Origin of the sequence: Mesorhizobium sp. M0862 (genome assembly GCF_040319795.1) — a bacterium.
Classification (GTDB): Bacteria; Pseudomonadota; Alphaproteobacteria; order Rhizobiales; family Rhizobiaceae; genus Mesorhizobium.
This window is the reverse complement of the sequence record NZ_JAMYOJ010000005.1, coordinates 135,813-149,954: the sequence shown is the minus strand read 5'-3', so window position 1 is coordinate 149,954 and position 14,142 is coordinate 135,813. Positions and strand designations below refer to the sequence as shown.

Sequence of the window (14,142 nt, the reverse complement as noted above, 5' to 3'; positions counted from 1 at the left end):
CTATTCAGTCCTGCTCCGGCCCATTCCACTCGATATCGCGCGTCGACGCGGCCTGAAGGCTGATGCGCTGGCGCAGTGCTGTGCCGGCGATCTCGGCCAGCGTGCGCCACTGCGCCCGCTTCGGCGCGGGGTCGCCCGGCCAGTCGAGCAGCTCATCGGCATCGTGCATCGCCTGGCGAAAGCTGCCGAGACCACCGGAGCGCAGTGCCGCCGGCATCCCGTAGATCCACATCGCAAGCCTCACCGTCTGCGGCGCCGTCACGTCGGGCTTCACCTCGGCGCCATCCTCCAGGACCGCGTCGGCGAAGCGCCGCGGATCGCGAAAGAAGTGCAGGCCGCTCACGGCGCGCGGATTGCACTCCAGTGGCAGCACCCTGCCGTTGTTCTCGCGCATCAGGTCGAAGGATATCTGGCCGGTCCAGCCGGCGCCGGCGACGAAGGTTTCGACGAAGCGCCGCGCCGCGATATCCTCGACCGGCTCGAAACAGATGCCGGCGCCCTTGCCGGCGCGATAGAGCGAACGGTAGAGCGCCAGCGCTTTGAGTTCACCCTCGATCGCCACCGCATAGGCGCTGATCTCTTCACCGGCGACGTAGCGCTGCGCCACCCAAGGAGCGGCGGGCGAGGGGCGGACGGCGTCGAGTTCGTCCGGCGATGGCCGCAGCAGTACGTCACGGGCAAAACGTGACCACACAGGTTTGAACACCAATTCGCGCGATTGGCCACGAACGCCGTCGAGATCGGCCTCGCTTTGCAGCAGTATCGTTTCCGGCACGTCGAGCCCAAGGCTCTGCGCCAGCCGGATGAAGGCATGCTTGTCGTGAACGCGGGCGAGCATCGCCATCTCGGGTGCGAAGAGGCGGGCCGGCATGGCGCGGTGCTGCCAGAGACGACCGAGATAAAAGACTTCCTCGCAGGTCGGGATAACGAGTTCAATGCCTTCCGCGCGGACAAGCGCTTCCACCGCCTTGGCATAGGCGTCGGCGGCAAAGCGCGGCGGCGGCAGGCGATGGTAGGCGGCGCAGGCCGTGCTCGCTGCGGCGATCGGCCGGGCCGGGCTGTCGGCCAGGATCACCCGGCGACCGGCGCCATGCAGCAGCCGCGCCAGGTGCAGCGCCACCGGCGCGCGGGCACCGGTGATCAGCACGGTGCTATTGGGCATGAGCCACCGGCATCGGTTGGAAAAGACGAGTCGATGCTTCTGCGGAAGGCTTCATTCGCCATAAGTGCCACATGGCTTGCGTGCCGCCAACGCACTCCACAAAGGTGGCTCCGCTGCGTCAGCCATCGCTTTTTGGCCTTCGGGGCGTTATTGGCAATCTGTCGAACACCCGGATCTCCTCAATGCGCTTTCTGTTTGTCCTGATACTGCTTGCCGGCGCCGCCATTGGCTTCGTCTATCCCTGGGCCATGAGCAATTTCTCCGGCCACGAGATCGGCACCTGGCGCGTCTACGACCAGGGACGGTTTAGGCCTGTGACGGTGACGCTGAAAGCTGGCGACGCGCCGGTCAGAGTGCTGGTCGACCTGACGGCAAAGGCCGAGCGCATTGTCTCGCAGCAGCGCACCGTGCTGACGCTGACTGCCGCCACAGCCGGGCGCACGGTGCTTGCCTCGACGCTGCAATTCAACCACGCCGACAATCCGCGCCAGGTCAGCCCGCAACTGCCCGACAAGATCTTTCGCGACGAGGCCGGCGTGATCGAAACCGTCAGTCCAGGCGCCTATCTCTTCACCGCCGGCCCGGGCGACGCCGACGATATCCCGATACGCGCAGTGGATCTGATACTGCGCTCCGGCGCCGGTGAGATCGATCAACGCGCACGGCCGGTTGGCTATGGGCTGATGGCCGTCGGCCTGATCGGCTTCCTGCTTACTCTGGCTTTCGGCGGTCGCCGGCCGGAGAACCCGAACTCGAAGCCGCCACCGCCGCGTTGGGGCAGAGGCTCCTCGACATGAGCGCAGCATGAACTACCGTCACGCCTATCACGCCGGCAATTTCGCCGACGTCGTCAAGCATGTCGTGCTCAGCCTTCTGCTCGACTATCTGAAGCAAAAGGACAAGGCGTTCCGTGTCGTCGACACTCATGCCGGCATTGGCCGCTACGATCTTTCGTCGGCGGAAGCGCAAAAGACCGGCGAATGGCAAGGCGGCATCGGCCGCCTCATCCACGCCCCGATCGAAAAATCGGCGGCTGCGCTGCTTGCCCCCTATCTTGAAGCGGTGCGTTCGCTCAATCCCGATGGCGGGGTGAAGAAATATCCGGGCTCGCCATTGATCGCCAGGTACCTCATGCGAAAGCAGGACCGGTTGTCGGCGATCGAATTGCACGACGCAGATGCTGCCAGGCTGAAGACGCTGTTTGCCGGCGATTTCCAGACAAGGGTGATCGAACTCGACGGCTGGCTGGCGCTTGGCGCGCATCTGCCGCCAAAGGAAAAGCGCGGCCTGGTGCTGATCGATCCGCCGTTCGAAGAAGCCGGCGAATTCGACCGCCTGGTCGACGGAATGCAGAAAGCGCACAGGCGCTGGCCGGGTGGCATCTACGCGCTGTGGTATCCGATCAAGGACCGCAAAGCGATCATCGCCTTCCGCAAGGCGCTCAAGCAATCCGGCGTTCCAAAACTGCTCGACATCGAGTTCGAGATCCGGCCGGCATCGCGTGAACCAAGCCTCGACGGCAGCGGCATGGTGGTGGTCAACCCGCCCTTCACGCTGGAGCGCGAACTGCGCATCGTGCTGCCGGTCCTGCACAGATTGCTGGCGGTCGAAAAGCCGGCGCACTGGTCGCTGGAATGGCTGGCCGGGGAGTAGCGACGCTTCGCAGCGGGCGACGCCCGCGGCAAAGACACAAAGTCGCTAGAAGTTTTGACGGTGGCGCCATCCGCGAATGCTCAGCTGTGTTCAACGAACCGAAACCATGGAGATGCACATCTAATCGGCTTGGCGTTGACGCTAATCCCAGAATCAGATAGATAGATGTCTAATTATTAGATTTCGAATCGAAGCCAAGATCGACAAAAAAGGAACGGGTCAACGCGATAGGCTTCGCGATGTCGCGCTGGCAGGATGCCGTTGAAACGTTCGATGGGACCGTTGCCGAAATCTATGTGCTGAGCGCTGCCGAGCGCCGCTGTCTCGGCGCGATCAGTCACGGCCCGCGGCCGGCAAACGTCGTAGCGAGGGAGACAAATCTCACGCCGGCGGCGGTTACGACGTTGATTGACCGGCTGGAAAAGCGCGGCTTCGTCAGCCGCCAGCCGGATCCCGATGACAGGCGCAAGGTCATGGTCGCGGCGGGCACCGAGGAACTCGTCCGGCGCTGCTACCATCCGATCCTCGAGGCGGGCGACGCATTGCTGGAGAAATATTCGGCGGCCGAGATGCAGTTTTTGCTCGGCTTATCAAGAGGTCGAAGCGATGCAGAAGGCGCAGACCGAGAGGGTGCGCGGCAAAGCAAAACCGGTGCGTTGAGAGAAGGCATCGGAGGATGGTCCGGCGCAACGCCGGTCCGGTTTCAACTGTGTACTGTCAAGGAGACGCTATGCCCCGTATGATCTTCGTCAACTTGCCCGTCGCCGACCTCGCTGCGTCGATGGCCTTCTACAAAGCTCTCGGTTTCGACAACAACCCGCACTTCACCGACGACACCGCAGCCTGCATGGTGCTGAGCGAAACGATCAACGTCATGCTGCTCACCCATGCCAAATGGCGTCAGTTCACCGATCGCCCCATCCCACCGGCCACCTCGAGCGAGGTCATGCTTGCCGTGTCCTGCGACAGCCGCGCGGCGGTCGATGCGATGAATGAGGCGGCGGCTAAAAATGGCGGCGCCGCCGACATCAACGCCCAGCAGGATTATGGCTTCATGTACAATCGCAGCCTGGCCGATCCTGACGGCCACGTCTGGGAAGCGATGTGGATGGACCCGGCCGCCATACCGCAGGGCGACGCCAAGCAAGGCTGAACCGGGTTTCGGCGGCCCGCCGGCCATGGGCAGGCCGCTTTTCCTAATGGGCAAGGCGAGCTTTTTCAAACGTCAGGACGTGGTTTCGCAGCTTCGCACCGGAAAAACCGGTTGCGGAGCGGGAAACCATCGGCAGCGCGACCGCTTGACCGCGCGCCGCCGAATCCGCAAAGTGGGCGCAGTCGACCTTTGAGAGGCTGCCATGACTCGCTTTGCCAAATCCGCTCTTGCTGCCCTGATTTCGCTTTGCACGCCGCTGGCCGCACCCCTCGGCCAGCCAGCGCAGGCCGCCGATCTTTCCGTCTATTCCGACGAGGACAGCGGCGTTTGCGGCGAGGCCTGGGTGCTAAGCAAGATCTCCAGCCGCTTCTCCTACCAGGTGCATCACGTGCCGCATCTGCCGGATGTTTCGATCACCGATTTCCAACGCATCCACCAGCATCGCTATCTCCCGGCCAGCGAAGAATGGCCGATCGGCCGCCGCTATTGCGGCGCCACCGTCAGCCTTTCCGATGGCCGCGCCCGCACCATCTGGTACTTGATCGAGGAAGGCCAGGGTTTTGCCTCGATCGGCGACAATGTCGAATTCTGCGTCTCGGGCTTCGACCGCTGGATGGTCTACAACGGCCGCTGCCGCGTCCTGCGCTAAGGTCGGATAAGAACCGCCGTTGAACCTGCTATCTCCCGCAAGGGGGAGATCTGATGTCGCTCCGGTTTCGCCAATCTCCGAACTGCTGCCGCTGCCTCACATCGCCTTCCCACCAGATACGTAAGCGCAGATCAGCTCGACCAACTGCTTCTGCAGTTCCGGCAAGTCGAGCATGTCTCGCCGCGCGGCATTGTGGATGACGCCCTCGACCGCTGAGGACAGCACCCGGGCCACGGTCTCATTGTCCTTTCTGCGCCTGCGATATTGCGCCACCGCCGCCGTGTAGTGATCAAGATAGCGCGACTGGAACGAGGCATGGGCGGCGCGTGAGCCGCGATCGCCCGGCGCCTCGTCGAGCAGCACCTGATGCAGCGTCGGATGGATGCTGTGCGCATCGATCATGCCGCGCACCAGCTCCTGCGCGAATCGTTTGAGCGGCTTGTCGCCTTCTGTTGATTCGGCGATCACCGACAGCACCTGATCGAAATGTCGCCGGCGAATTGCTTCGACCAGCGACAGCTTGTCGGGAAAATATTGATAGAGCGAGCCGATGCTGACGCCGGCCGCATCGGCCACCTTGTTGGTGGTGAAGCCGGCCCAGCCGAGCGCGCTTAGAACATGAGCACCGGCTTCGATGATCGCCTCGACCGTCGCTCTCGAACGCGCCTGGCGCGGCTGCTTGCGCATGCGTGAGCGCGGCTTTGCAATGCGAGTAGACATGTCTGCTCCAGCAGCCAAGAATATAGATAATATACTCACATTTTTTGCAAAGGATACAGACCATGGACGCGCTGGATTTGCTCCGCAGCCTCTTCGTTTATCAAGCCTGGGCGAATGGTGAATTGCTGCAGAAGCTTGCGGGCCTCGACCAGCAGGAGCATGTCGATCAGCGCCACACGGCGACCCGTCTCATCAACCACAACCTTGTCGTATCGAAGATATTCGCCGCGCATCTTTCCGGCACGCGTCATGGCTATGCGTCCGACAACACCGAGGACACACCGGCACTCGATGAATTGAGCGCTGATGTCGCTGCGGTGGATCGTTGGTATCTCGACTATATCGAAGCCGTCTCGCCAAAGCTCATGTCAGAGCCTGTGCCTTTCACCTTCACCGACGGCGACAGGGCGATGATGTCACGCCAGGAAATGCTGACACATGTCGTCACGCATGGCGGCTATCACCGCGGCGAGATCGGGCGGATCCTGATGCAGATCGGCATTGCGCCGCCGTGGGATACGTTTGCCGTCCACCTCCACCACGCCGAGCCTTCGCGCCGGCTGCAGGTGCGCGAACGGGTTGGCGCTTAGGGGCCCGCACCCGTTGGCTTCCAAGGGACCGCGGCTTCCCGGGAGGAGGATTCCCCGATCTTTCGTTTCCCATTTCCGTTGGGCATCTCTTGCGCCGAAGCTGGCGACCTCCCTTCTCGTCTGGGAAACGTCCAACACAACAGGCTGTCCCTTCAAGTACTGTCTTTCCTGGCTTCCATCCAACCACTTTCGATATACGAGTAAAAAGCTCGCGTTTAGTTTAGTGCTGTTCCTGCAACCGTGGGGATGAAGCAAGATCAGCCTCTGCGGTGCGATGATTGTTGCCATCCAATAGGCCGCCGATGACCGCGTGAGATCGACGGCGTTGCAAGAGAATGTGAGCTTGACGAGAAGAACGTGTGAGTCGCGATATCAGAGATTTCTCTCGCAACAGTTCGCTGCGAAGCGGGAAGATTTCTTGCCGATTTCTGTGCCGATCATTGCGATCATGCTCTCAGCGTAACCGAAACTTAATCTGCGAAATTCTATGTAATGCTTCGCTGGCTAGATACGCACGAGTCAGATATGCATTAGCTCGCCGGGTCACTCACGGCCATCGGCACAAACGCAAGGGGCATCGCATGGCAAAGACCACGACGAAGGCGCCGGCGGCGAAAGCGCCGGCAAAGAAAGCGGCACCGAAAGCTGCCGCGAAACCTGCAGCAGTAAAGAAGGCAGCACCGAAGGCAGCGGCAAAGCCGGCCGCCAAGGCAGCGGCAAAGCCGGCAGCTAAGGCAGTAGCAAAACCCGCCGCCAAGGCAGCAGCGAAACCCGCCGCCAAGAAGCCGGCCGCCAAGGCTGTGGCGAAGCCTGCTGCGAAGGCAGCAGCCAAGCCCGCCGCCAAGAAGCCGGCAGCCAAGGCAGCGGCAAAACCCGCCGCCAAGGCTCCGATGAAGGCCGCCGCCGCCAAGTCGACGGCAGCTGTGAAGAAGGCTGCACCGGCCAAAAAGCCAGCCGCCAAGAAGAAGTAACGACGTTCCATCTCAAAGCTCCCGGGAACTTTGCCGACTGGCAGATTCCCGGGAGCTTTTTTGTGGTGATTTAGGCCTTGTTTTGATCCATGTCGTTCTCTCGAAATTGAGGCCACTTCTGTGAGACATGCATTGGCGATTTCATTGTCGGCGGATTGGCCGCCTGGTTTTGCCCTTCTGGCAGTTGCTCCCTCAGGGAAGATCGGCCAACACTAAGGCGGTCGCATTCGATGGGGTTCAGGCGACGCGCTCTAGACCTTTGTTTTACGCGCGTCGTTCTCAAGACCGGAGCCGCATTGTTGAGCGACATGCACTGGCCGTCCGAAAACAGGGAACCGATCATGCCGAAGCTGCTCTACGCGTCCTCATCCCCCTACAGTTCCAAGGTGCGCATGGCAGCACTCCATGCCGGCATTGCCGTCGAGCTGGTGCCGGTCAAGACCGAGGACAAGCCTGCTGAACTGATGTCAGCCAATCCCCTCGGCAAGATTCCGGTGCTGGTGCTCGACGACGGCCGCTCGATCCACGACAGCCGCGCGATCACTCAGCATCTCAACCGCGCTTCCAAGAGCCTGTTGTTGCCGCGCAATGCCGACAAGCGCCTCAAGGCCGAAGTGCTGGAGGCGCTGGCCGACGGCATATGCGACTGCGCGCTGTCGATGGTCTATGAGCGGCGCACGCGTCCGGAGGAGATGGTCTATCAACCCTGGCTCGATCGCCAGTGGACCAAGATCACCGCCGCACTCGATTTCCTCAACGCCAATCCGCCGAAGCTGCCGAAGAAGATCACGCTTGGCCAGCTGGCGTTGCGTGCCTGCCTCGGCTATCTCTCTCTGCGCTTCGCCGGCAAATGGGAAAAGGGCCGCGGCCGCCTGACCCGCTGGGCAGCGCGTTTCGATGAGAAGTTTCCGGGGCTGAAGGTGGCTGTGCCGGCCTGACGGGCGAAACAAAAAAAGCCGGGCGCGAGGCCCGGCTTTCTTGTGTCGTGGCTTGAACGACAGTTAGAACTTCATACCGACGCCGAAGGTGACGCGGTTGTCGCTCTCTTTGACCTTGGTGCCGACACTGTCGAAGCTCTTGGAACCGAAGTCGGTGTAGCGGTACTCGACACGGCCGAACACATTGTCGGTGATCTTGATGTCGGTGCCGACGCCGGCCGTCCAGCCGAGCATGGTGTTGCTGTCGCTGTCGCCGGGGACCGAGACCTTCTGGTTCTTCAGGGCGCCGCCGCCGGTGCCGTAGAGCAGGATTTCCGGGGTCACGGCGTAACCCAGACGGGCGCGCAGCGAGCCTTCGAAGCCGCCCTTGGAATTGACGCCGCCGCTGTCACCCTTGACGCCATTGTAGCCGAGATCGGCTTCAGCACCGTACACGAAGTTTTCCTGCTGCCACTGGTAGCCGCCGAAAACGCCGCCGACAAAGCCCTTGGTCTTGATGTCGGGGCCGCCGTCCTGGACTTTGGCATGACCGCTGAAGCCGTAGCCGGCGCTGAGACCGGCATACGGGCCGGCCCAGGAAGCGACGGGGAGCTCGGCGATCGGGGCCGGCGCCGGGGGCTCTTCCGAGACGACATCGGCAGCAAAAGCGGTACCGCTGAGGGCGAAGAGCCCGAGCGCAACCGCGAGCGGCGCGAATTTGAGATTGGTTTGCATTGTTGTTTACTCCTTAAGCCACAAGACACGTAGGCCTGTTTGTCCTGAGCGCCATCAACCCGTCCGGGGGGTGAAACGGATCTGGCACTCAACGGTTCCGAATGTCGTGTCAAAATGCGGCGGCAGCGAACCTGAAAATGGGTCATTCCCCGGCACGAATGAGGCCGAAGCTTGACGTTGCATCTTCGCAACAGCGAAATGTCAGTACGCAGGCGATGCTGCACTGCACTCGGCTTGGTGCAACGGGTTCAGCGTCCTATATTGCGGTCCTGCCGACCCGAATCCGGGGCGGTGCCGGCGGCGAAAAAGCCGTTTCGCCACATTCCTGCCCCAGGTGGAAACGGCATTTAACCCCTGGACGCGTCACAATGTGCCGCCAGCCGAATTGAGGCGCAGATTGAGGATTGACAGATGATCGAAGCCGCCGGAACGGCGCTGGTGACGGGCGGGGGGAAGCGGATCGGCAAGGCGATCGTCGAGGATCTGGCCGCGCACGGTTTTGCCGTCGCCATCCACGCCAACCGCTCGACCGCCGAGGCCGACGCGCTGGCTGCGAACATCAGGGACGGAGGCGGCCGCGCCGGCGTGGTAGCCGCCGATCTGACCGACATGGATGCGGTTGGCGATCTCGTCGGCCGCGCCGCGGCAGCGCTCGGCCCGGTCACGCTTCTTGTCAACAATGCGTCGCTGTTCGTCGACGATAGCGTCGAGGACTTCGACTGGGCGGCATGGGACCTTCACTTCGCCATCCATGTGAAGACGCCGGCGCTGTTGGCGCAAAACTTCGCCCGCGCCTTGCCGCCAGGGCAGGAGGGGCTGATCGTCAACATCATCGACCAGCGCGTCTGGCGGCCGACGCCGCGCTATTTCTCCTATGCGCTGTCGAAGTCGGCCTTGTGGACGCAGACCGAAATGCTGGCACAGGCGCTCGGTCCGCGCATCCGCGTCAACGCCATCGGTCCCGGTCCGACGCTGAAGAATGCGCGCCAGGACGATGATGATTTCCAGAAGCAGGTCGACGGCCTGATTCTGAAGCGCGGCCCGCAATTGGCCGAATTCGGCGCCACCATCCGCTATCTCTGGGATGCGCGCTCGGTGACCGGCCAGATGATCGCGCTCGACGGCGGCCAGCATCTTGCATGGCAGACGCCGGATGTGACAGGCATGGTGGAATGAGTCCCGCAGACCAGAAACACAAGACGCGCGCCGGCGCCGCCGACGATATGCCGCCCGAGATCAACCTTGAGGATGAAGCGGTCGAGGAGATCGTCGAGCCCGAGGCCACCGGGCCCGATGTCGCCTTCACAGCGATAGACTGGGCGCCGCATGCCGGCGACGCCGACGGCATGGTCGGCGCCGAGGTCATCCAGACATTGGTCAAGCGGCTGCCCAATGCGCCCGGCGTCTACCGCATGATGAACGCTGCCGGCGACGTGCTTTATGTCGGCAAGGCGCGCAGCCTGAAGAAGCGGGTGACCAACTACGCCCAAGGCCGGTTCCACACCGCCCGCATCGGCCGCATGGTGCGCGAGACATCGACGATGGAGTTCGTCGTCACCCGCACCGAAATCGAAGCGCTGCTGCTCGAGGCCAATCTCATCAAGCGCTTGCGGCCGCGTTTCAATGTGCTGATGCGGGACGACAAGTCGTTCCCTTACATCCTGTTGACCGGCGATCACGTCTCGCCCGGCATCTACAAGCATCGCGGTGCGCGATCGCGCAAGGGCGACTATTTCGGACCTTTTGCGTCGGCCGGCGCGGTCGGGCGCACCATCAATTCGCTGCAGCGCGCCTTCCTGCTCAGGAGCTGCACCAACTCCTTTTACGAAAACCGCACCCGGCCGTGCCTGCTCTACCAGATCAAGCGCTGTGCCGGTCCATGTACCGGGGAGATCTCGCATAGCGACTATGCCGAGCTGGTCAGCGAGGCGAAGGATTTTCTGTCGGGCCGCAGCCAGAAGGTGAAGACCGAAATCTCTGCCGCCATGCAGCAGGCCTCGCAGGAGCTCGATTTCGAGCGCGCCGCCATTTATCGTGATCGGCTGGCAGCGCTGTCGCATGTGCAGAGCCATCAGGGCATCAACCCGGCCACCGTCGACGAGGCCGATGTCTTTGCCATCCATCAGGAGGGCGGCCAGGTCTGTATCCAGGTGTTTTTCTTCCGCACCGGCCAGAACTGGGGCAACCGCGCCTATTTCCCCAAGGCCGATCCGGCACTGGAGGGGGCGGAAGTGCTGGGCTCGTTCCTGGCGCAGTTCTATGACGACAAGCCGACGCCACGGAACATTCTGCTGTCGCGAGGCGTCCAGGATCAGGAACTGCTGGCCGAAGCGCTGTCCACCCGCGCCGGCCGTAAAGTGTCGATCTCGGTGCCGCAGCGCGGCGAGAAGAAGGATTTGACCGACAACGCGCTGCAGAATGCCCGCGAGGCGCTCGGCCGCCGGCTGGCCGAAACCTCCACGCAAGGCCGGCTGCTCGCCGGCTTTGCCGAGACCTTCGGCCTGCCGAAGCCGCCGGTGCGCATCGAGGTCTATGACAATTCGCATATTATGGGCACCAACGCCGTTGGCGCCATGGTCGTCGCCGGGCCGGAAGGGTTTGTGAAGAACCAGTACCGCAAATTCAACATCCGCTCGACCGAGATCACGCCCGGTGACGATTTCGGCATGATGCGCGAGGTGATGGAACGGCGCTTTTCGCGGCTGCTGAAGGAACATGGCGATGTCGTTCCCGACGACGCGGCAGCCGGTGGAGCAGGCGACGACATCGAGGAAGACATCTCCGGCAGCTTCCCGGCCTGGCCGGACGTCATCCTGATCGATGGCGGCCAGGGCCAGATGAGCGCGGTGCGCAAGATCCTCGCCGACCTCGGCATCGAGGATCGCGTGGCGGCCATCGGCATCGCCAAGGGCCAGGACCGCGATGCCGGCCGCGAGCGTTTCTTCGTCAGAGGCAGGGACTCGTTTTCGCTGCCCGTCCGCGATCCCGTGCTCTATTTCGTCCAGCGGCTGCGCGACGAGGTGCATCGCTTCGCCATCGGTTCGCACCGCGCGCGGCGGAAGAAGGAATTGGTCAAGAGCCCGCTCGACGAGATCGCCGGCATCGGTCCCGGCCGCAAGCGCGCGCTGCTGCTGGCCTTCGGCACTGCCAAGGCGGTCAGCCGCGCGGCAGTCGAGGATCTGGTCAAGGTCGACGGTATTTCAGAGCAGGTCGCCAAGCTCGTCTACAATCATTTCCATGAGAGCTGAGCGCCGGTGACGCCGCTGTCCCGATCAAATGGCAGCAGCCGTTCTTTTCTCGCAGGCCACTCGAATCCCGGCAATCGCGCGCTATTTTCGTCTGGCCAATCGAATCTCGCCTGTTGACCCCCTACATCCGGTTCTGATTTGAGTACGCAGGCAGAAAGAGTCCCTGAGATATGGCCAAGCGCGCGTTCAACCTGCCTAACATGCTTACCTATGCCCGCATCGTCGCGGTGCCACTGGTGGTGCTGTGCTTTTTTCTCGAGGGGCATCTGAAATCGAGCGACTTCGCCCGCTGGTCGGCGTTGATCATCTTCCTGCTGGCTTCGATCACCGACTATCTCGACGGCTATCTGGCGCGCGCCTGGCAGCAGACGTCCAACATCGGCAAGATGCTGGATCCGATCGCCGATAAACTGCTGGTCGCCACCTGCCTGCTGCTGCTCGCCGCCGACACCGACCGTCATGCCGGCATCGCAGGCTGGTCGTTGTGGGCGGCAATCATCATCCTGTGCCGCGAAATCCTGGTTTCGGGGCTGCGCGAATATTTGGCGGCATTGAAAGTCTCGGTGCCGGTGACGCAGCTCGCCAAATGGAAGACCGCCATCCAGATGGTCGCCATCGCCTTCCTGCTGGCTGGGCCTGCCGGCGACAAGATCTTCCCGCTGACCACGCAGACCGGACTGGTGCTGCTGTGGATCGCAGCCCTCGTCACGCTCTACACCGGCTACGACTATTTCCGCGCCGGCCTCAAGCACATCATGGACGAGTGAGATGATCACCCGGCTCATTTATTTCGCCTGGGTGCGCGAACGGATCGGCAAGCCGGAAGAGGATGTCGAACTGCCCGCCGGTATCGAGACGGTGGCCGACCTCCTGCGCTGGCTGAAATCGCGTGGCGAGGAATATGAGCACGCGCTGCAATATCCTGATGTGATCCGCGTCGCCATCAACCAGGAACATGTCGAGCATCGCGAGAAGATAGCCGGCGCGCGCGAGATCGCGCTGTTTCCGCCGATGACCGGGGGCTGACACCATGTCCGGCGCGCCGACGGTGCGCATCCAGCGCGACGATTTCGACGTTGCCGCCGAGATCGCGAAACTGACCGGGGGTCGCGCCGACATCGGCGCCGTAGTGTCCTTCTCAGGACTTTGCCGCGACGAGCAGGGCCAGCTGTCGGCGCTGGAACTCGAGCACTATCCAGGCATGGCCGAGGCCGAAATCAGCCGGATCGCCGGCGAGGCGCTTCAGCGCTGGCCGTTGCAAGGCCTGACTGTCATCCACCGCCACGGCAAGATCGCACCGGGCGAAAACATCGTGCTGGTGGTGGCGGCGTCGTCACACCGGCAGGCGGCGTTCGAGGCGGCGAATTTCCTGATGGATTTCCTGAAATCGCGTGCGCCTTTCTGGAAGAAGGAGCACCGCGTGGACGGCAGCGATGGCGGCTGGGTCGAGGCCAAGGACGCCGACGACCAGGCTGCGGCGCGCTGGAAGGCGCGGCCCGAATAAATCTCGGCGCAGCCATGTATTGACCGCATTCCCTTGGCCAAATCGCATCGGCAAAAAGGGAGCAAGGGCATGCTGGACAGGATCGCCGAATTCTTCGTCTTCGGTTTTGTGCCGCTGGTTATCGGCGTTCTGGCCGTTCCCGAGCCTTCCGTCGCCGCCGAGAAAACCCTGAAGGGCGAGGTGATGTATCGCGAGCGCATCGCGCTGCCGCCCAACGCCGTGCTGTCGGTTCAACTTGCCGATGTATCGCTGGCCGATGCGCCGGCCGCCATTGTCGGCGAGCGCAAGGTAGCGCCGGCCGGCCAGGTGCCGATCAAGTTCGAGATCAGCTTCGATCCAACGGTGATCCGGCCCAACATGACCTATGCGCTGCAGGCGCGCATCACCGCCGACGACAAGCTGCTGTTCGTCACGGACTCGCGCTATCAGGTCGATCCGCTCAGCGAGGCGCCGCAGGCCATTGTGCTGAAAATGGTGGCGCCGAGCGACAAGCCGACCTCGGCCTCGCTGTTCGGCCAGAGCTGGCTAGTCGAGTATATCGATGGTATCGGCGTGATTTCGGAGCCGCAGGCGACGTTCCGGGTCAGCGAAGCCGGCAAGGCGGGCGGCAGCGGCCCGTGCAACGCCTATTTCGCCACCGCCAAGGTCGATGGCGAGACCATCGTCATCAGCGACATCGGCTCGACCTACAAGGCCTGCGCGCCGGAGATCATGGCCGAGGAAAAGGCGCTGTTCGAGGCGCTCGCCAAGGCGGCGTCATACCGTGTCGATGGCGGCAAGCTGATCATCGCCGACAAGGACGGCCACGATATCTTGCGCTTCAACGCAGCGAGCTAAGAA

At 62.8% G+C, this 14,142-nt stretch carries 17 protein-coding genes; 14 read left to right on the top strand and 3 right to left on the bottom strand.

Annotated elements, in window-relative coordinates; translation table 11 throughout:
* Positions 1-4 precede the first annotated feature (4 nt).
* Positions 5-1,162 (bottom strand): ATP-grasp domain-containing protein, encoded by a 1,158-nt coding sequence (locus NKI15_RS09740; RefSeq protein ID WP_027048820.1) that lies wholly within the window; start codon positions 1,160-1,162, stop codon positions 5-7.
* A 182-nt stretch (positions 1,163-1,344) separates the two neighbouring features.
* Here NKI15_RS09740 and NKI15_RS09735 point away from each other — a divergent pair, with 182 nt between their 5' ends.
* The 5 genes from NKI15_RS09735 to NKI15_RS09715 all read left to right on the top strand — a co-directional run bounded on the left by NKI15_RS09735 (position 1,345) and on the right by NKI15_RS09715 (position 4,617).
* Positions 1,345-1,959: a hypothetical protein gene (locus NKI15_RS09735; protein ID WP_023684715.1), complete on the top strand. Its 615-nt coding sequence runs from the start codon at positions 1,345-1,347 to the stop codon at positions 1,957-1,959.
* Between the two features lie 7 nt (positions 1,960-1,966).
* Positions 1,967-2,815, top strand: coding sequence for a 23S rRNA (adenine(2030)-N(6))-methyltransferase RlmJ (locus NKI15_RS09730; protein ID WP_023705344.1), 849 nt, complete (start codon positions 1,967-1,969; stop codon positions 2,813-2,815).
* 239 nt (positions 2,816-3,054) lie between these two features.
* Complete coding sequence (locus NKI15_RS09725; RefSeq protein WP_023705343.1) at positions 3,055-3,558, top strand: MarR family winged helix-turn-helix transcriptional regulator; 504 nt, start codon at positions 3,055-3,057, stop codon at positions 3,556-3,558.
* Positions 3,546-3,968, top strand: coding sequence for a VOC family protein (locus tag NKI15_RS09720; RefSeq protein ID WP_023684718.1), 423 nt, complete (start codon positions 3,546-3,548; stop codon positions 3,966-3,968). Before NKI15_RS09725 ends, NKI15_RS09720 begins: the two co-directional genes overlap by 13 nt.
* Before the next feature lie 202 nt (positions 3,969-4,170).
* Positions 4,171-4,617, top strand: coding sequence for a hypothetical protein (locus NKI15_RS09715; protein ID WP_023673457.1), 447 nt, complete (start codon positions 4,171-4,173; stop codon positions 4,615-4,617).
* A 96-nt stretch (positions 4,618-4,713) separates the two neighbouring features.
* Here NKI15_RS09715 and NKI15_RS09710 read toward each other — a convergent pair whose 3' ends face one another.
* Positions 4,714-5,337, bottom strand: coding sequence for a TetR/AcrR family transcriptional regulator (locus tag NKI15_RS09710; RefSeq protein WP_027048822.1), 624 nt, complete (start codon positions 5,335-5,337; stop codon positions 4,714-4,716).
* Positions 5,338-5,399: 62 nt separating this feature from the next.
* On the opposite strand from NKI15_RS09710, the gene NKI15_RS09705 reads away from it, so the two are divergent.
* The 3 genes from NKI15_RS09705 to NKI15_RS09695 all read left to right on the top strand — a co-directional run bounded on the left by NKI15_RS09705 (position 5,400) and on the right by NKI15_RS09695 (position 7,836).
* Positions 5,400-5,927 (top strand): DinB family protein, encoded by a 528-nt coding sequence (locus NKI15_RS09705; RefSeq protein ID WP_023705340.1) that lies wholly within the window; start codon positions 5,400-5,402, stop codon positions 5,925-5,927.
* Positions 5,928-6,508: 581 nt separating this feature from the next.
* Positions 6,509-6,898, top strand: a complete 390-nt coding sequence (locus tag NKI15_RS09700; RefSeq protein ID WP_023673454.1) for a hypothetical protein — start codon at positions 6,509-6,511, stop codon at positions 6,896-6,898.
* A gap of 341 nt (positions 6,899-7,239) precedes the next feature.
* Positions 7,240-7,836 (top strand): glutathione S-transferase family protein, encoded by a 597-nt coding sequence (locus tag NKI15_RS09695; protein WP_023705339.1) that lies wholly within the window; start codon positions 7,240-7,242, stop codon positions 7,834-7,836.
* 63 nt (positions 7,837-7,899) lie between these two features.
* On the opposite strand, the gene NKI15_RS09690 is transcribed toward NKI15_RS09695, so the two are convergent.
* Entirely contained in the window at positions 7,900-8,550 is a 651-nt protein-coding gene (locus NKI15_RS09690; protein ID WP_023673452.1) for an outer membrane protein, read from the bottom strand.
* Between the two features lie 411 nt (positions 8,551-8,961).
* Between NKI15_RS09690 and NKI15_RS09685 the strand changes: the two genes are divergently transcribed.
* The 6 genes from NKI15_RS09685 (at position 8,962) to NKI15_RS09660 (ending at position 14,139) form a co-directional block, all read left to right on the top strand.
* On the top strand, positions 8,962-9,726 hold the full coding sequence (locus NKI15_RS09685) for an SDR family oxidoreductase (protein ID WP_023705338.1): 765 nt from the start codon (positions 8,962-8,964) through the stop codon (positions 9,724-9,726).
* Positions 9,723-11,798: an excinuclease ABC subunit UvrC gene (gene uvrC, locus NKI15_RS09680; RefSeq protein ID WP_023705337.1), complete on the top strand. Its 2,076-nt coding sequence runs from the start codon at positions 9,723-9,725 to the stop codon at positions 11,796-11,798. The genes NKI15_RS09685 and uvrC overlap by 4 nt, the downstream gene beginning before the upstream one ends.
* Before the next feature lie 170 nt (positions 11,799-11,968).
* Positions 11,969-12,565, top strand: coding sequence for a CDP-diacylglycerol--glycerol-3-phosphate 3-phosphatidyltransferase (pgsA, locus tag NKI15_RS09675; protein ID WP_023673449.1), 597 nt, complete (start codon positions 11,969-11,971; stop codon positions 12,563-12,565).
* Position 12,566: 1 nt separating this feature from the next.
* Positions 12,567-12,824 carry a molybdopterin converting factor subunit 1 gene (gene moaD / locus NKI15_RS09670; RefSeq protein WP_023673448.1) on the top strand — a complete coding sequence of 86 codons (258 nt, stop codon included), beginning with the start codon at positions 12,567-12,569 and terminating at the stop codon, positions 12,822-12,824.
* A 4-nt stretch (positions 12,825-12,828) separates the two neighbouring features.
* The gene (locus NKI15_RS09665; RefSeq protein ID WP_023742333.1) at positions 12,829-13,302 is read left to right on the top strand and encodes a molybdenum cofactor biosynthesis protein MoaE; all 474 of its coding nucleotides are present in this window, start codon (positions 12,829-12,831) and stop codon (positions 13,300-13,302) included.
* 69 nt (positions 13,303-13,371) lie between these two features.
* The gene (locus NKI15_RS09660) at positions 13,372-14,139 is read left to right on the top strand and encodes a YbaY family lipoprotein (RefSeq protein WP_023814922.1); all 768 of its coding nucleotides are present in this window, start codon (positions 13,372-13,374) and stop codon (positions 14,137-14,139) included.
* Positions 14,140-14,142: the final 3 nt, after the last annotated feature.